Origin of the sequence: Acidovorax carolinensis (assembly GCF_002157145.1) — a bacterium.
GTDB classification, from domain to species: domain Bacteria; phylum Pseudomonadota; class Gammaproteobacteria; order Burkholderiales; family Burkholderiaceae_C; genus Acidovorax; species Acidovorax carolinensis.
In genome coordinates this window covers 301,303-316,355 of the sequence record NZ_CP021361.1, presented here as the reverse complement: position 1 = coordinate 316,355, position 15,053 = coordinate 301,303, and the positions used below count along the sequence as shown (strand labels likewise).

General features: G+C 60.5%; 17 protein-coding genes and 5 tRNA genes. 4 read left to right on the top strand and 18 right to left on the bottom strand.

Annotated elements, in window-relative coordinates; translation table 11 throughout:
• Window positions 1-174: 174 nt before the first annotated feature.
• The 10 genes from rplA to CBP34_RS01555 all read right to left on the bottom strand — a co-directional run bounded on the left by rplA (window position 175) and on the right by CBP34_RS01555 (window position 4,425).
• Complete coding sequence (gene rplA, locus CBP34_RS01600) at window positions 175-870, bottom strand: 50S ribosomal protein L1 (protein ID WP_086926375.1); 696 nt, start codon at window positions 868-870, stop codon at window positions 175-177.
• The gene (rplK, locus tag CBP34_RS01595) at window positions 871-1,302 is read right to left on the bottom strand and encodes a 50S ribosomal protein L11 (protein ID WP_024813807.1); all 432 of its coding nucleotides are present in this window, start codon (window positions 1,300-1,302) and stop codon (window positions 871-873) included.
• Between the two features lie 142 nt (window positions 1,303-1,444).
• Window positions 1,445-2,038: a transcription termination/antitermination protein NusG gene (nusG, locus tag CBP34_RS01590; RefSeq protein WP_086926374.1), complete on the bottom strand. Its 594-nt coding sequence runs from the start codon at window positions 2,036-2,038 to the stop codon at window positions 1,445-1,447.
• On the bottom strand, window positions 2,035-2,421 hold the full coding sequence (gene secE / locus CBP34_RS01585; RefSeq protein ID WP_086926373.1) for a preprotein translocase subunit SecE: 387 nt from the start codon (window positions 2,419-2,421) through the stop codon (window positions 2,035-2,037). The genes nusG and secE overlap by 4 nt, the downstream gene beginning before the upstream one ends.
• Before the next feature lie 87 nt (window positions 2,422-2,508).
• A tRNA-Trp gene (locus CBP34_RS01580) sits at window positions 2,509-2,584 on the bottom strand.
• An 11-nt stretch (window positions 2,585-2,595) separates the two neighbouring features.
• Window positions 2,596-3,786 carry an elongation factor Tu gene (gene tuf, locus CBP34_RS01575; protein WP_086926372.1) on the bottom strand — a complete coding sequence of 397 codons (1,191 nt, stop codon included), beginning with the start codon at window positions 3,784-3,786 and terminating at the stop codon, window positions 2,596-2,598.
• A 73-nt stretch (window positions 3,787-3,859) separates the two neighbouring features.
• Window positions 3,860-3,934, bottom strand: a tRNA-Thr gene (locus CBP34_RS01570).
• A 63-nt stretch (window positions 3,935-3,997) separates the two neighbouring features.
• A tRNA-Gly gene (locus CBP34_RS01565) sits at window positions 3,998-4,071 on the bottom strand.
• A gap of 69 nt (window positions 4,072-4,140) precedes the next feature.
• Window positions 4,141-4,226: transfer RNA gene (locus tag CBP34_RS01560), tRNA-Tyr, on the bottom strand.
• Window positions 4,227-4,349: 123 nt separating this feature from the next.
• Window positions 4,350-4,425 (bottom strand) — tRNA-Arg (locus CBP34_RS01555).
• 325 nt (window positions 4,426-4,750) lie between these two features.
• On the opposite strand from CBP34_RS01555, the gene CBP34_RS01550 reads away from it, so the two are divergent.
• Window positions 4,751-5,620: a c-type cytochrome gene (locus CBP34_RS01550; protein ID WP_094097091.1), complete on the top strand. Its 870-nt coding sequence runs from the start codon at window positions 4,751-4,753 to the stop codon at window positions 5,618-5,620.
• 96 nt (window positions 5,621-5,716) lie between these two features.
• Here the strand turns inward: CBP34_RS01550 and CBP34_RS01545 are convergent, their stop codons facing one another.
• Genes CBP34_RS01545 through CBP34_RS01535 form a run of 3 tightly spaced genes read right to left on the bottom strand, consistent with a single transcriptional unit; the run spans window position 5,717 to window position 7,784 of the window.
• Window positions 5,717-6,247 (bottom strand): DUF2946 family protein, encoded by a 531-nt coding sequence (locus CBP34_RS01545; protein ID WP_086926331.1) that lies wholly within the window; start codon window positions 6,245-6,247, stop codon window positions 5,717-5,719.
• The gene (locus CBP34_RS01540) at window positions 6,240-7,304 is read right to left on the bottom strand and encodes a YheT family hydrolase (protein ID WP_204247592.1); all 1,065 of its coding nucleotides are present in this window, start codon (window positions 7,302-7,304) and stop codon (window positions 6,240-6,242) included. Before CBP34_RS01540 ends, CBP34_RS01545 begins: the two co-directional genes overlap by 8 nt.
• 30 nt (window positions 7,305-7,334) lie before the next feature.
• The gene (locus CBP34_RS01535; RefSeq protein WP_086926330.1) at window positions 7,335-7,784 is read right to left on the bottom strand and encodes a YybH family protein; all 450 of its coding nucleotides are present in this window, start codon (window positions 7,782-7,784) and stop codon (window positions 7,335-7,337) included.
• Between the two features lie 155 nt (window positions 7,785-7,939).
• Between CBP34_RS01535 and CBP34_RS01530 the strand changes: the two genes are divergently transcribed.
• The 3 genes from CBP34_RS01530 to CBP34_RS01520 are packed head-to-tail and all read left to right on the top strand — an operon-like array spanning window position 7,940 to window position 9,985.
• Complete coding sequence (locus CBP34_RS01530; RefSeq protein WP_086926329.1) at window positions 7,940-8,536, top strand: LemA family protein; 597 nt, start codon at window positions 7,940-7,942, stop codon at window positions 8,534-8,536.
• A 13-nt stretch (window positions 8,537-8,549) separates the two neighbouring features.
• Window positions 8,550-9,455 (top strand): TPM domain-containing protein, encoded by a 906-nt coding sequence (locus tag CBP34_RS01525; protein ID WP_094097090.1) that lies wholly within the window; start codon window positions 8,550-8,552, stop codon window positions 9,453-9,455.
• Between the two features lie 2 nt (window positions 9,456-9,457).
• A complete protein-coding gene (locus tag CBP34_RS01520; protein WP_094097089.1) occupies window positions 9,458-9,985 on the top strand; it encodes a TPM domain-containing protein in 528 nt (175 codons plus the stop codon).
• 104 nt (window positions 9,986-10,089) lie between these two features.
• On the opposite strand, the gene CBP34_RS01515 is transcribed toward CBP34_RS01520, so the two are convergent.
• From CBP34_RS01515 to CBP34_RS01495, 5 genes are all read right to left on the bottom strand, one after another.
• On the bottom strand, window positions 10,090-10,506 hold the full coding sequence (locus CBP34_RS01515) for a F0F1 ATP synthase subunit epsilon (protein WP_086913881.1): 417 nt from the start codon (window positions 10,504-10,506) through the stop codon (window positions 10,090-10,092).
• A gap of 75 nt (window positions 10,507-10,581) precedes the next feature.
• Window positions 10,582-11,988: a F0F1 ATP synthase subunit beta gene (atpD, locus tag CBP34_RS01510; RefSeq protein ID WP_086911079.1), complete on the bottom strand. Its 1,407-nt coding sequence runs from the start codon at window positions 11,986-11,988 to the stop codon at window positions 10,582-10,584.
• Between the two features lie 33 nt (window positions 11,989-12,021).
• Entirely contained in the window at window positions 12,022-12,888 is an 867-nt protein-coding gene (atpG, locus tag CBP34_RS01505; RefSeq protein WP_086911078.1) for a F0F1 ATP synthase subunit gamma, read from the bottom strand.
• 18 nt (window positions 12,889-12,906) lie between these two features.
• The gene (gene atpA / locus CBP34_RS01500) at window positions 12,907-14,460 is read right to left on the bottom strand and encodes a F0F1 ATP synthase subunit alpha (protein WP_086911077.1); all 1,554 of its coding nucleotides are present in this window, start codon (window positions 14,458-14,460) and stop codon (window positions 12,907-12,909) included.
• Between the two features lie 42 nt (window positions 14,461-14,502).
• Window positions 14,503-15,045 carry a F0F1 ATP synthase subunit delta gene (locus CBP34_RS01495; protein ID WP_086926325.1) on the bottom strand — a complete coding sequence of 181 codons (543 nt, stop codon included), beginning with the start codon at window positions 15,043-15,045 and terminating at the stop codon, window positions 14,503-14,505.
• Between the last annotated feature and the right edge of the window lie 8 nt (window positions 15,046-15,053).

Here is a 15,053-nt window from a genome sequence, read left to right as displayed (position 1 = left end):
GCGACCAACTGTTCAGGAAAACATTCCATCTGCAGCGGGATCGCCATCTGCGTTGGCCCCAAAGGGTTTAAGTGCGAACATCCAGCACACCAACGGTCTTGGATGGCCCGAAAACGCCAGAGCGCTTTCAGCCCACCACATCAGGCCTTTTGAAGGCCTGAAGATTTCTTGCAATTACGCTGCGATGGACTGCGTATCCACGCGGACACCCAGGCCCATCGTCGACGAAACAGCAACCTTGCGCAGGTACAGACCCTTGCTCGACGCAGGCTTGGCCTTGTTCAGCGCGTCGATCAAGGCAGCCAGGTTGCCCTGCAGCTTGTCATTGTCAAACGAGCGACGACCAATCGTGCCGTGCACGATGCCGGCCTTGTCGACTCTGAATTGCACCTGACCCGCTTTGGCATTCTTGACGGCGGTAGCAACATCAGGCGTCACGGTGCCCACCTTGGGGTTAGGCATCAGGCCACGCGGGCCCAGAATCTGACCCAGCGTACCCACCACGCGCATCGCGTCAGGCGCGGCGATCACCACATCGAAAGGCATGTCACCAGCCTTGACCATGGCAGCGAGGTCGTCCATGCCCACGATGTCGGCACCAGCGGCCTTGGCTTCTTCCGCCTTGGCACCTTGTGCAAAAACCGCCACGCGGGTGGTCTTTCCGGTCCCATTGGGCAGCACCACGGCACCGCGCACAACCTGGTCGGACTTCTTGGCATCGATGCCCAACTGCACGGCCACATCAATGGACTCATCGAACTTGGCAGTTGCCGCGTCCTTGACGAGTGCAATCGCGTCAGCAAATGCGTACAGCTTGGTGCTGTCCACTTTGCCCTGCTGGGCCTTTTGTTTCTTTGTCAGCTTGGCCATTTACAAACCCTCCACCGTCACGCCCATGGAGCGCGCAGAGCCAGCCAGCGTGCGGACAGCGGCGTCCACATTGGCGGCATTCATGTCCTTGAACTTAGTCTTGGCGATTTCCTCGAGCTGGGCGCGAGTAATCTTGCCAACCTTGGTGCTCAGGGCGTTGGGCGAGCCTTTTTCCAGCTTGATCGCCTTCTTGATCAAAACCGTCGCAGGCGGCGTCTTGATGATGAAGGTAAAGCTCTTGTCTGCAAACGCCGTGATGACCACAGGCAGCGGCAGACCGGGCTCAACACCTTGGGTCTGCGCATTGAATGCCTTGCAGAATTCCATGATGTTGAGGCCACGCTGACCGAGCGCAGGGCCGATGGGTGGGGATGGATTGGCCTTACCAGCTGGCACTTGCAGCTTGATAAAACCGACGATTTTTTTCGCCATGCTTTACTCCTTGCGGGTGATAACGCCAGCCCTGCCGATGCAAGAACTGGCTCCCCGGGGTTAACGACTCATCAACTGCATTCGCACCGAGTCGAAAAGTGCGATGCCCAAATTTGTTGGATCAGGTTTTGTATCGAAAGACTTACGTCTTTTCGACCTGCCCAAACTCCAGCTCCACCGGAGTAGAGCGACCAAAGATCATCACGGAAACGCGTACTCGGCTCTTTTCGTAATTCACCTCTTCCACTGATCCGTTGAAATCCGTGAAAGGGCCTTCCTTGACCCGCACCAACTCGCCCACCATGAACTCAACCTTGTGCCGTGGCTTGTCAGTGCCTTCCTGCATCTGGCTGACGATCTTCTGCACCTCTTCTTCAGAGATGGGCGCCGGGCGATTCTTCGCGCCACCCACGAACCCAGTAACCTTGTTGGTGTGCTTTACCAAGTGCCACGTGTCATCGTCCATGACCATTTCGACGAACACATAACCGGGAAACAAACGGCGCTCGGTGGTTTTGCGCTGCCCGTTCTTCATCTCGACCACCTCTTCGGTCGGGACAAGAATGCGCCCGAACTTATCCTGCATGCCGGAGCGCGCAATGCGCTCCAAGATGTTGCGCTCCACCGCTTTTTCCATACCCGAATAAGCATGGACGATGTACCAGCGCAAATCAGGATTGGTGGATGCAGCACCACCAGAGGCATCTGCCCCAGCCAATTCCACAACGCCTGTCATGATTTTCTCCAGCCCAGAATCAAATCGTACAAAACCCATTCAAGGGTCTTGTCGGTGAACCACAGAAACAACGCCATGATCACAACAAAAGCAAACACATATGCGGTCATTTGCAACGTTTCTTTGCGAGTAGGCCAGACCACCTTCTTGACTTCACGCCAGGCGTCACGCGCAAAGGCCACGAACTGGCGGCCCGATTCGGAAACCAGAAAGACAGCCACCGCCGCAACGAGCCCCGCCAGTAGTGCAGCCCACTGAACGACGGGACCCTGCTTGCCCAGCAAGTAAAAACCTGCCACGGACGCTATCACCAATGCCACTGCTGCGGCGAGCTTGGCCTTGTCCGCCCCCGTATTGACGGTGTCAACTTGTGTACTGGCCATGTCTAATTTCCTACGTCGATTTCCGGCGTCGCCCAAGACACCGAAGCCCGCCAAGGCTTGGCGGGCTTGTTTTTGACCACATTCAAGTGGCAGGGGCAGTAGGAATCGAACCTACAACCTTCGGTTTTGGAGACCGACGCTCTGCCAATTGAGCTATACCCCTATGAACACGCTTTAAGCAATGATCTTGGCCACGACGCCAGCGCCCACGGTGCGGCCGCCTTCGCGGATAGCGAAGCGCAGACCTTCTTCCATGGCGATGGGGTTGATCAGCTTCACAGTGATCGACACGTTGTCGCCAGGCATGACCATTTCCTTGTCGGCTGGCAGCTCGATGGCGCCGGTCACGTCGGTCGTGCGGAAGTAGAACTGAGGACGGTAGTTGTTGAAGAAGGGTGTGTGACGGCCGCCTTCATCCTTGCTCAGCACATACACTTCAGCGGTGAAGTGGGTGTGGGGCTTGATCGAGCCGGGCTTGCACAGCACTTGGCCGCGCTCCACGTCTTCGCGCTTGGTGCCGCGCAGCAGCAGGCCGACGTTGTCGCCAGCCTGGCCCTGGTCCAGCAACTTGCGGAACATTTCCACGCCGGTGCAGGTGGTCTTGACGGTGTCTTTGATACCAACGATTTCGATTTCTTCGCCGACCTTGACAATACCGCGCTCGATACGGCCGGTCACCACGGTGCCACGGCCAGAGATGGAGAACACGTCTTCCACAGGCATCAGGAAGGCACCGTCCACAGCGCGCTCAGGCGTGGGGATGTAGGTGTCCAGCGCTTCGGCCAGCTTCATGATGGCTTCTTCGCCCAGTGGGCCCTTGTCGCCTTCGAGAGCCAGCTTGGCGGAACCACGGATGATCGGGGTGTCGTCGCCAGGGAAGTTGTATTTGTCCAGCAGTTCGCGCACTTCCATTTCGACGAGTTCGAGCAGCTCTTCGTCATCCACCATGTCGCACTTGTTCAGGAACACGATGATGTAGGGCACGCCCACCTGGCGGGCCAGCAGGATGTGTTCACGGGTCTGGGGCATGGGGCCGTCAGCGGCCGAGCACACCAGGATGGCGCCGTCCATCTGGGCAGCGCCGGTGATCATGTTCTTCACATAGTCGGCGTGACCAGGGCAGTCCACGTGGGCGTAGTGGCGAGCAGCCGTTTCATATTCCACGTGAGCGGTGTTGATCGTGATGCCGCGGGCCTTTTCTTCAGGCGCTGCGTCGATCTGGTCGTAGGCCTTGGCTTCGCCGCCAAACTTGGCCGACAGCACGGTGGCAATGGCCGCCGTCAGTGTCGTCTTGCCATGGTCCACGTGACCGATCGTGCCCACATTGACGTGGGGCTTGGTGCGCTCGAATTTGCCTTTTGCCATTTTTCCGACTCCGAAAAAAATCTATGCCAACAAAACAGGATCTCGGCGCAACCGGACTCGGACGCACCTGAATTGGTGCCCATGGCGGGAATCGGACCCGCGACCTCTCCCTTACCAAGGGAGTGCTCTACCACTGAGCCACATGGGCCATTTGGAGCTGCCGAAGCAACACCAAAGACTTCTCAAACTCTACAAACCAGCCATCAGACAATGGAGCGGGAGACGGGAATCGAACCCGCGTCATTAGCTTGGAAGGCTAGGGTTCTACCATTGAACTACTCCCGCATCAGCAGCATGCGCCGCTTTCGCGCCACCCAGCCAACGCTGAGCACTTTTGACACATCATCTAAAAACTGGTGGAGGGGACTGGATTCGAACCAGTGTAGGCGTAAGCCAACAGATTTACAGTCTGCCCCCTTTAGCCACTCGGGCACCCCTCCGAAGAATTTCGAATTATAGCACTAAGTTTTGCCCTATCGTCGAGTTGCACAGCAACATCGCGATTTGGCACACAGCATGACCTCGGCCTGCAACCTCAGAACAAGGCAATCAACGTGGGTCACTGGTGCGGCTGGCGGGGATCGAACCCACGACCCTCGGCTTCGGAGGCCGATACTCTATCCACTGAGCTACAGCCGCACTTGATATACCGAATCAACTCTGCAATTATTGCACGAGCACGGCCCTCGAGAATTCATATAGCTGAGGCGCACTCAACATGCAGCCTCCGCCGTGTGCAGGCTCCAAGCTTGTTCAATCACTCCTGGTCCACGTCACAAACTGCGTTCAGTTCGTTCAGTGGATAGCAAAGCACTGCCTGACGCCTCACCGCCCCAAACCGCACTTCGCACGCAGTGTCGACACGCCTCCCGTGAAAACGCCACGCTCAACGCAGACCCCATATCATCACACTTATAATAAAAGGTTGATTTCATCAAGCCCCCCCGATACACCTGAGGACGTCATGAGCGATAACAACCATCACGAAGAAGCGCACACCGGCCCGATCAAAAACCCCAAGCAGTTGTTGTTCGCGGTCATTTTTTCGTTTGTGATTCCGATCTTTGCCATCATTGGCCTGGTCTTGTATGTCACCTCTGACAACAAGACGGCGGCTGGCTCAGGCAACCCCGAGAAGGCCATCGCCGAGCGCATTCAGAAGGTGGGCATGGTGGAAATTCGTGATGCCAACCGTCCATTGCGCCCGGGTGAGGAAGTCTACAAGGGCCAATGCGCCGCTTGCCACGCCACGGGAGCAGCAGGCGCACCCAAGTTTGGCGATGCCGCAGCCTGGGGCCCACGCATCAAGACTGGCTTTGACGCACTGGTTCAGTCTGCACTCAAGGGCAAGAATGCCATGGCACCCCAAGGTGGCGGCGAGTTCAATGACACCGAAATTGCCCGAGCTGTGGCCTATATGGCAAACGCTGGCGGTGCCACGTTTGCCGAACCCGCTGCCGCTGGGGCGCCTGCCGCAGCGGCAGAGCCAGCACCAGCACCAGCACCAGCACCAGCACCAGCACCAGCACCAGCACCAGCACCAGCACCAGCACCAGCAGCAGCAGCAACAGCAACAGCGGTGCCAGCGGCTGCTGCAGCCAGTGGCGAAACTCTGTACAAGCAGGCTTGTCAGGTGTGTCATGGTGCCGGAATTGCGGGCGCACCCAAGTTCGGCGACAAGGCGGCCTGGGCTCCGCGCCTGGTCGCAGGCATCGATGCGGTGTATGCAAGTGCGGTTCAAGGCAAGGGCGGCATGCCAGCCCGTGGCGGTACACAAGCCTCGGATGCCGACCTGCGCGCCGCAGTGGAATACATGGCTGCCGCAGCCAAGTAAGCACCCGCCGCTCCTCACAGTCACCCCCAAACAGAGCCGACCCCAGTGGTCGGCTTTTTTGTCCGCGCTGGACGACTGTCACTGCTAAGCAGCTGCTCAACCAACCGTGCTGCGCACCTTCGGGCTCAAGACAAAGCCGTATCGCTTCGGCAGATCGGTGCTGCTCACGGCTTGCGGCGACCAGATACCCTTTTCAACAGCATCCGCAACGGCTTCCATGTCCAGGGTGTGAACCAGCCCCACACCGAGGGCGGAGCTGAGATAGACGCGGCCACACCCATCCTGAAGGCAGTCCATGGCACTGGCTCTGGCACCCGTGTGTGCCACCAACGAAAGGTCTGGTTCGATACGCCACACCCATGGCGCGCACTCTAGCTCGACGTACACCTTCTGCGGGCCGTTCTGAAAGAACCACTGCCCTTGAGAATCGTGCTCGTAATTGCGGTGGATGAACGCAATGAGCTTCTCGTGCTGCAGCAAAGAACCCCGGCTTTGGGGGAAGAGGCCTGCCGCCTGCACCGCGTCGTCGCGCAGATACCATCGGCCGCGTGCATCCAGGCCCAGCCAGCCATAGCAATCCGGCACATGGGGCCACTTCGCAAGCGCCTGTTTGACGATGTCATCCATGTGCTGATTGTGCTCCGTCCAGCCAGACATCCGAGCCAGGCGATGCAACGGCATGCTGCAGCAGCCATCCCACCACCAGGTCCGGCATGGCGCGCACATGCCCCGGCATTCGCCCCTGTGCAAAGCCCACGTGGCCGCCGTGCAAGGGCTGCCACAAGCGTACGTATGACCCCACCTCTGTAGCTGCAGGAAGGCTTGCCGCCGGCACAAAGGGGTCATTGCGGGCGTTGAGCACCAAGGCCGGGATACGGATGCGGTTCAGCAATGGTTTCGCGGAAGCGCGGCGCCAGTAGTCCTCGGTGTTTCTGAACCCATGCAGGGGCGCCGTGAACACGTTGTCGAACGCATACAGATCACGGGCCCTCATTAGCGCTTCCCGGTCAAACAGGCCCGGATGCTGTGCGAGTTTCTGCAGGGCTTTGGGAACGAGCGTTCGCATGAACATGCGCGTGTATACCTGCCGGTTGAATCCGCGGCCGATCGCCCTGCCCCCGGCCGCAAGATCCAGTGGCGAGCACACCGCAGCCACTGCATCCACGCTGCGACGGGCCTGTGCGCCGGCCTCCGCCGCCCACCGCAACAACGCGTTGCCTCCCAGCGAGACCCCCACGGCCATCACCGGACCTCGATGGGCACGGCGCAAGCGTTCCAGCATCCAGCCGATCTCTTCATGGTCGCCTGAATGGTAGGCACGTGGCGCCCGGTTGATTTCACCACTGCAGCCGCGAAAATGCGGCAGCGCGCAAGCCCAGCCCCGCTCGCGGGCCACATCGGCGAAAGCCTCGCCATAGTGGCTGCGGGACGATCCCTCCAGGCCATGGAAGACCACCAGCAACGGACGCTGCACGCCTGGCGGAGCACCATCGTCGAGGTAATCCACATCCACAAAATCCGCGTCAGGTGTCGTCCAGCGTTCACGCCGATAGGGCAGTGCCGGTCCATGCACACGCCGCGCATACAGCGCCGGCCATATCGTTTGCAGCTGTCCACCGGGCAACCAGCGCGGCGCCACATAGGGCAGGGCAACTTGTCCGCTCTCGGCGATCTTGGCATGCATGTCATTACCCACGCTCGGCACTTGCAACGCTCAGTGCAGTACCGGCCGCACGGTATCCAGCGCCTGGGCATCCAGCGCCGCACCAGGGCTTGCGTGGTGCGCCACCATGCGCCAGCCTTCCGGGGTCTTGTGATACACATTCGTCGCCATCACCACGGCAAGGTGCTCTCCATCGGGCAGCGTCACCTGGAGTTGCTCGACCACGCTGTGCACCGCACTGCCTAGCGCAACAACACGATGCACCTGCATAGGGGTCGCCCGCACCACCCCATGGCTGAACATCGACTCAAAGGCGGCGCGAATGGAATGCGCGCCCAACAGACGTGGGCTGCCGGGATGGACACACACGATGTCCTCGTCCTGCGCCCAGCAGGACATCAGCGTTTCGATGTCACCGTGCTGCAGCGCTTCGTAAAACGCGGCTTCAATATCGTCGGCAGAGCCGCTCAGTGCGGCAACTCCGGGGCGTGAACGGGTCATGGGATGGCGGGGATATGGCGAAGCTGGTATTGTGCTTTGCCTTGGCCAGCGCAGGTGCTGGTGCGGTTTTTTCAGCCGCGCCCGCCTTGCGGCAGAATCCACCGGCGCGTTGGCCCTTGCACAACACCGCTTTTTTCAGAGACAGGTCCGCCACCATGAAACGACGTCTTCTTGCCCTTTTCACGGCCGCTCTGCTGCTTACAGGCTGCGGCTACAACGATTTTCAGCGCCTTGACGAACAATCCAAGGCCGCCTGGAGCGAGGTGCTCAACCAGTACCAACGCCGTGCCGATCTGGTGCCCAACATCGTGGCCACCGTCAAGGGCGAGGCCAGTTTCGAGCAGGACACGCTGACCAAGGTGATCGAGGCCCGTGCCAAGGCCACCTCCATCCAGGTGACCCCGGCAACACTCAATGATCCCGCAGCATTTGCCAAATTCCAGGCCGCGCAGGGCGAACTGTCGAGCGCGCTGTCACGACTCATGGTAGTGGCCGAGCGCTACCCCACCCTGCAGGCCAATCAGGGCTTTCGCGACCTTCGCGTAACCCTCGAAGGCACCGAAAACCGCATCACGGTGGCACGCAACCGTTACATCCAGACCGTGCAGGAATACAACGTGTTGGCGCGCAGCTTTCCCACTAACCTGACCGCCATGGCATTCAGCTACCCACCCAAGCCCACTTTCAGCGTGCAGAACGAGGCGCAGATCACGGCACCTCCGGCGGTGGATTTTTCGACTTCCAAACCCTGACATTTGGTCTTTTATGCCTGTAGCGCTTATCCGCTTTGCGCTAACAGCTATATTATTTATAGCGTCCGGGTGGAGCATTGTTTACGCCGACACCCTGCAACCGGTTCCCGCGCTCACCGCCCGCGTGCTCGACCAGACCGGCACCCTGAACGCCAGCCAACTGCAGGTGCTGGAGCAGCAACTGGCAGCCATCGAACAATCCAAGGGTTCCCAGGTTGTTGTGCTGATGGTGGCCACCACGGCCCCCGAAGACATTGCCAGCTACGCCAACCGCGTTGCCAACGCGTGGAAGATTGGCCGCCGCGCAGTCGGTGACGGTGTACTCGTGCTCGTGGCCAAGGACGACCGCAAGATGCGGGTGGAGGTAGCCAAGACGCTGGAGGGGGCTATTCCCGACATTGCCGCGGCCCGCATCATCGACACCGCCATGAAACCACGCTTTCGCGATGGCGATTTTGCCGGCGGCCTGCAGGCCGCGGTCACCCAGATCGCCGCCCGCATTGCCGGAGAAGCCCTGCCAGAGCCGGAAGCCCCCGCCCGCGCGTCGGGCGAAAGCAGCGCTATCGACTGGGGCGAATGGGCCATTTTCTTGTTTTTGGGGGTTGCGGTGGTGGGTCCCGTGGTTCGCTCCCTGTTCGGCAATGCACTCGGTACGGTGCTGACCGGCTCCGCTGCAGCGGTGGTGGCCTATGTGGCCACAGCCAGCGTACTGCTGGCCGGATTGGCGGGGCTGGCAGCCTTGGTCTACACGCTGCTCAGTGCTTCGTCCCGAGCAATGTCGGGCCGTGGGCGCAGCGGCGGTGGATGGGGTGGTGGCATCGGTGGTGGCGGCTGGGGCGGCGGGTCGTCTGGCGGTGGCGGGTTCAGCTCCGGTGGTGGTGGCGATTTTGGGGGTGGTGGCGCCTCCGGAGACTGGTAACCATGACAGCGCCTTTGTCGTTCTTCTCAGGCATTGCCCGCCTCTTTCGGCACCGCTGGCATGACCTGTTCGTACGCAGTGCACTGCCGTCCAGCACCTTGCATCGTCTCACCGCCCGCATTGCCGCCAGCGAACAGCTGCACACCGGACAGATCCGCATCTGCGTCGAAGGCGGTCTGCCGTGGAGCTATCTGCTGCGCAATGCGCCCGTCCGCGAGCGCGCACTGATGATGTTCAGCAAGCTGCGCGTGTGGGACACGGAACTCAACAACGGGGTGCTCATTTACCTTTTGCTGGCAGAACACTCGATCGACATCGTCGCCGACCGCGGACTGCACGCACATGTCAGCCACGCCGATTGGCAACGGATGGTTGCCCGCATGTCCTCCTCCTTCCGAGCGGGTCAGTTCGAGCAAGGCCTGGGTTTGGCCGTGGACGAGGCAACGGACCTGCTGTGCCAGCATTTCCCGGCCCGCCCGGGCACCCCGCAACACCCCAACGAATTGCCCGACGAACCCCATATCTCATGAGCTTAGTGCGCCCACAACGCGCACCGGTCTGGATTGCACAGCGCCCATGAAAAAACCCGGCCAGGGCCGGGTTTCTTTGCCATGCTATCAAGCCGGTGGCTCGATTACTTCTTCTGGCGGAACTTGCGCAAGGCAGCAATCTGCGCGGCCATGACGACCAGTTCGGATTGCGCCTTGGCCAGATCGATTTCGCTCTTGGCGTTTTTCAGCGCTTCTTCGGCAGCGGCCTTGGCGGCATTGGCCTTCTCGTCGTCCAGATCCTTGCCACGAATGGCTGTGTCTGACAACACGGTCACGCAGTCGGGCTGAACTTCCAGAATGCCACCGGCCACGAAAACAAACTCTTCGCTGCCATCGGCCATTTCAATGCGCACCGAGCCGGGCTTGATGCGCGTGATCAGCGGAGTGTGACGTGGGTACACACCCAGTTCGCCCGCTTCGCCGGGCAGCGCAATAAAACGCGCTTCACCGGAGAAGATGGACTCTTCGGCACTGACCACATCAACGTGGATGGTGTTCATCATTGCTCCTGGGAAAAGAGGGTTAGCTTGATCGCTGAAGGCTGAGCCGCCACGGGCCGCTCAGCCGTCGGGCAATCAGGCCACCTTCTTGGCCTTTTCGAAGGCTTCGTCGATGGTGCCCACCATGTAGAACGCTTGTTCCGGCAGGTGATCGCACTCGCCGTTCACGATCATCTTGAAACCACGGATGGTTTCCGACAGCGGAACGTACTTGCCAGGCGAGCCCGTGAACACTTCCGCCACGTGGAAAGGCTGCGACAGGAAACGCTGGATCTTGCGGGCGCGGGCCACAGCCAGCTTGTCTTCAGGCGCCAGCTCGTCCATGCCCAGAATGGCGATGATGTCGCGCAGTTCCTTGTAGCGCTGCAGCGTGCCTTGCACCGCACGGGCCGTGGCATAGTGGTCTTCGCCCACGACGTTCGGGTCCAGCTGGCGGCTGGTGGAGTCCAGAGGATCCACGGCAGGGTAGATACCCAGCGAAGCGATGTCACGCGAAAGCACCACGGTGGAGTCCAGGTGGGCAAAGGTCGTGGCAGGCGATGGATCGGTCAAGTCATCGGCAGGCACGTAAACGGCCTGGATGGAAGTGATCGAACCGACCTTGGTCGAGGTGATGCGCTCTTGCAGACGGCCCATTTCTTCAGCCAGCGTAGGCTGGTAGCCCACAGCGGAAGGCATACGGCCCAGCAGAGCGGACACTTCGGTACCGGCCAGCGTGTAGCGGTAGATGTTGTCTACGAAGAACAGCACGTCACGGCCTTCGTCACGGAAGGACTCGGCGATGGTCAAGCCGGTCAGCGCCACGCGCAGACGGTTGCCTGGGGGCTCGTTCATCTGGCCGTACACCATGGCGACCTTCGAGTCTTCGAGCTTCTCGAGGTTCACCACGCCCGAATCGGCCATTTCGTGATAGAAGTCGTTCCCTTCGCGGGTACGCTCGCCCACACCCGCAAACACCGACAGACCGCTGTGGGCCTTGGCGATGTTGTTGATGAGTTCCATCATGTTCACGGTTTTGCCCACGCCGGCGCCACCGAACAGACCCACCTTGCCGCCCTTGGCGAACGGGCACACCAGATCGATCACCTTGATGCCGGTTTCCAGCAGCTCTTGCGATGGCGACAGTTCGTCGTACGCAGGGGCCTTGCGGTGGATGGATGCGGTGAGTTCCTGGCTGACAGGACCGCGTTCGTCGATGGGCGCGCCCAGCACGTCCATGATGCGGCCCAGCGTCGCCTTGCCAACGGGCACGGTGATGGGGTTGCCGGTGTTGGACACCATGATGCCGCGGCGCAGACCGTCGGAGGAACCGAGCGCAATGGTACGCACGATGCCGTCACCCAGCTGCTGCTGCACTTCCAGCGTCAGGGACGAGCCCTCGAGCTTCAGAGCGTCGTAAATCTTGGGCATCTGGTCGCGTGGGAACTCAACGTCCACCACAGCGCCGATACATTGAACAATCTTGCCTTGCACTTGAGCCATTTTTCGCTCCAATTTAGATGTTGGTTGAGCTGCTTACACAGCAGCGGCGCCGGACACGATTTCCGAAAGTTCTTTCGTGATCGCTGCCTGGCGCGTCTTGTTGTAGACCAGCTTCAACTCGCCAATGACGCTGCCGGCGTTGTCGGTGGCGGCCTTCATGGCCACCATGCGTGCCGACTGCTCGGACGCCATGTTTTCCGCAACCGCCTGGTAGATCAGGGACTCGACATAGCGGACCAGCAGTTCGTCGATGACGCTCTGCGCATCGGGCTCATAGATATAGTCCCAGCCATGTTCCGTCTTCTCGGCATGCATCTGCTCGGAGGACAGGGGCAGCAACTGCTCCACCACCGATTCCTGCTTCATGGTGTTGATGAACTTGGTGTAGCTCAGATACACCGCGTTGACCTTGCCCTCGGCATACGCATCGAGCAGCACCTTCACCGGGCCGATCAGCTTGTCCAGATGCGGCGTGTCGCCAAGACCCGTCACATGCGAAACCACCTTGGCGCCGACACGGTTCAGAAAACCCAAACCCTTGTTGCCAATGGCCACAGCCTCGGTGGACACGCCAGCGCTCTGCAGTTCACGCAACTTGGTCGTCACGGCGCGCAACACGTTGGTGTTCATGCCGCCGCACAGACCCTTGTCGGTCGTGACCACGATCACGCCGGCCACCTTGGCATCGTTCACCTTCATGAACGGATGCACATATTCCGGGTTGGCATGGCCGAGGTTGGCTGCGATGTTGCGGATCTTTTCGCTGTAGGGGCGGGCAGCCCGCATCCGCTCCTGCGCCTTGCGCATTTTGGATGCGGCCACCATTTCCATGGCTTTGGTGATCTTCTTGGTGTTTTCCACCGATTTGATCTTGCCGCGTATTTCCTTGCCTGCTGCCATGATGCCTCCTCGTCCGGTTTAAGCGAACGACTTCTTGAACGCGCCCACGGCAGCGGTCAATTCGGCCTCAGCGTCCTTGTCCATGGCGCGGTCCTTCTCCAGCTTGGCCAGCAAAGCGGCATGGCTGGTCTTGAGGAACTGGTGCAGGCCGTGTTCGAAGTCGAGCACTTTCTTGACGTCGATGTCGTCGAGGAAGCCCTTGTTCACAGCGAACAGCGTCGACGCCATCAGCGAGATGGGCAGGGGGCTGTACTGTGCCTGCTTGAGCAATTCCGTCACGCGGGCGCCGCGTTCGAGCTGCTTGCGGGTGGCTTCGTCCAGATCGGACGCAAACTGCGCGAACGCAGCAAGTTCACGGTACTGCGCCAGGTCGGTACGGATACCGCCGGACAGGTTCTTGATCAGCTTGGTCTGGGCTGCACCACCGACGCGCGACACCGAGATACCGGCGTTGATGGCGGGGCGGATGCCGGCATTGAACAGACTGGTTTCCAGGAAGATCTGGCCGTCGGTGATCGAGATCACGTTGGTAGGCACGAAAGCGGACACGTCGCCAGCCTGCGTTTCGATGATCGGCAGCGCGGTCAGCGAACCGGTCTTGCCCTTTACGGCACCCTTGGTGAACGCTTCGACGTAGTCGGCATTCACGCGGGCTGCACGCTCGAGCAGGCGGCTGTGCAGATAGAACACGTCGCCGGGGTAGGCTTCGCGGCCTGGTGGGCGGCGCAGCAGCAGCGACACCTGACGGTAAGCAACAGCTTGCTTGGACAGGTCGTCGTACACGATCAGCGCGTCTTCACCGCGGTCGCGGAAGTACTCGCCCATCGTGCAGCCCGAATAGGCCGAAACATACTGCATGGCAGCCGATTCGGAAGCCGATGCAGCCACCACAATCGTGTATTCCATGGCACCGGCTTGCTCCAGTGCGCGCACCACGTTCTTGATCGACGAAGCCTTCTGTCCGATGGCAACGTAAATACAGGTCACGCCCTGGCCCTTCTGGGCAATGATGGCGTCGATGGCCACGGCCGTCTTGCCGGTCTGGCGGTCACCGATGATCAGCTCGCGCTGGCCACGGCCCACAGGCACCATGGAGTCGATCGACTTCAGGCCGGTCTGCAGGGGCTGGTCCACCGATTTACGGGCAATCACGCCCGGAGCGACCTTTTCGATGACGTCGGTGAGCTTGGCGTTGATGGGGCCCTTGCCGTCAATGGGCTGACCCAGCGCATTCACCACGCGGCCCACAAGTTCGGGACCCACAGGCACTTCCAGAATGCGGCCCGTGCACTTGACGGTATCGCCTTCGGAGATGTGCTCGTATTCACCCAGAATCACGGCGCCGACAGAGTCGCGCTCGAGGTTCAGGGCAAGGCCGTAGGAAGGCTGACCGTCCTTGGTGGCGGGGAACTCCAGCATTTCGCCTTGCATCACGTCCGACAGGCCATGAACGCGCACGATACCGTCAGACACGGACACCACGGTGCCCTGATTGCGGATGTCGCTGCTGGCGGCCAGCCCTTCGATGCGGCTCTTGATGAGTTCAGAAATTTCTGCGGGATTGAGTTGCATGACTCTTTCCTTCTTTCTTTGGTTCGCGAAGACCTCGCCGCATTACGCGGTGAGGACCGCTTTCATTTGTTCAAGACGGGCCTTGACCGAAGTGTCCAGCACCTCGTCACCCACCACTACGCGAATGCCACCGATCAGGGAATCGTCCTGCTGCACGGTGAGATTGAGCTTGCGGCCAAAGCGCTTTTCCAGCGCCGCACCGACTTCCGCCAATGCCGCCCCATCCATGGGAAAGGCGCTGTACACCACGGCATCCGAAGATCCGTTGCGGCGATTCACGAGGGCACGAAACTGCTCAGCCACTTCGGGGAGTGCATTGAGACGCCCGTTGTCGATGACTGTGCGCAGGAAATTCCTCGCCATTTCGGGCAGCGCAGACCGCGCTACACCCGTAAGGACGTCAAACACCTGGTCTGCCGTCACCTTGGGGTTATCCGCCAGCTGACGTAACTGGGGGTTGGCGGCAATCGCCGCCAATTCGTCCACCCAGGCAGCGGTGCTGCCCAGATCGACGCCCGCACCCGACGTAGCGGCCTTGAACAAGGCATCGGCGTAAGGGCGTGCAATGGTGGCGAGTTCTGCCATGTTGTCCC

Excerpts from the sequence above, each read along its gene's own strand:
- atpG (WP_086911078.1), bottom strand. The coding sequence starts at position 12,888 with ATGGCAGCAGGCAAGGAAATACGCGGCAAGATCAAATCGGTGGAAAAC.
- CBP34_RS01530 (WP_086926329.1), top strand. The coding sequence starts at position 7,940 with ATGAAACGACGTCTTCTTGCCCTTTTCACGGCCGCTCTGCTGCTTACA.
- CBP34_RS01525 (WP_094097090.1), top strand. The coding sequence starts at position 8,550 with ATGCCTGTAGCGCTTATCCGCTTTGCGCTAACAGCTATATTATTTATA.
- atpD (WP_086911079.1), bottom strand. The coding sequence starts at position 11,988 with ATGGCTCAAGTGCAAGGCAAGATTGTTCAATGTATCGGCGCTGTGGTG.
- CBP34_RS01535 (WP_086926330.1), bottom strand. The coding sequence starts at position 7,784 with ATGACCCGTTCACGCCCCGGAGTTGCCGCACTGAGCGGCTCTGCCGAC.
- CBP34_RS01540 (WP_204247592.1), bottom strand. The coding sequence starts at position 7,304 with ATGCATGCCAAGATCGCCGAGAGCGGACAAGTTGCCCTGCCCTATGTG.
- nusG (WP_086926374.1), bottom strand. The coding sequence starts at position 2,038 with ATGACAGGCGTTGTGGAATTGGCTGGGGCAGATGCCTCTGGTGGTGCT.
- atpA (WP_086911077.1), bottom strand. The coding sequence starts at position 14,460 with ATGCAACTCAATCCCGCAGAAATTTCTGAACTCATCAAGAGCCGCATC.
- CBP34_RS01520 (WP_094097089.1), top strand. The coding sequence starts at position 9,458 with ATGACAGCGCCTTTGTCGTTCTTCTCAGGCATTGCCCGCCTCTTTCGG.
- CBP34_RS01550 (WP_094097091.1), top strand. The coding sequence starts at position 4,751 with ATGAGCGATAACAACCATCACGAAGAAGCGCACACCGGCCCGATCAAA.
- CBP34_RS01545 (WP_086926331.1), bottom strand. The coding sequence starts at position 6,247 with ATGGATGACATCGTCAAACAGGCGCTTGCGAAGTGGCCCCATGTGCCG.
- secE (WP_086926373.1), bottom strand. The coding sequence starts at position 2,421 with ATGGCCAGTACACAAGTTGACACCGTCAATACGGGGGCGGACAAGGCC.
- CBP34_RS01495 (WP_086926325.1), bottom strand. The coding sequence starts at position 15,045 with ATGGCAGAACTCGCCACCATTGCACGCCCTTACGCCGATGCCTTGTTC.
- rplA (WP_086926375.1), bottom strand. The coding sequence starts at position 870 with ATGGCCAAGCTGACAAAGAAACAAAAGGCCCAGCAGGGCAAAGTGGAC.
- tuf (WP_086926372.1), bottom strand. The coding sequence starts at position 3,786 with ATGGCAAAAGGCAAATTCGAGCGCACCAAGCCCCACGTCAATGTGGGC.
- CBP34_RS01515 (WP_086913881.1), bottom strand. The coding sequence starts at position 10,506 with ATGAACACCATCCACGTTGATGTGGTCAGTGCCGAAGAGTCCATCTTC.
- rplK (WP_024813807.1), bottom strand. The coding sequence starts at position 1,302 with ATGGCGAAAAAAATCGTCGGTTTTATCAAGCTGCAAGTGCCAGCTGGT.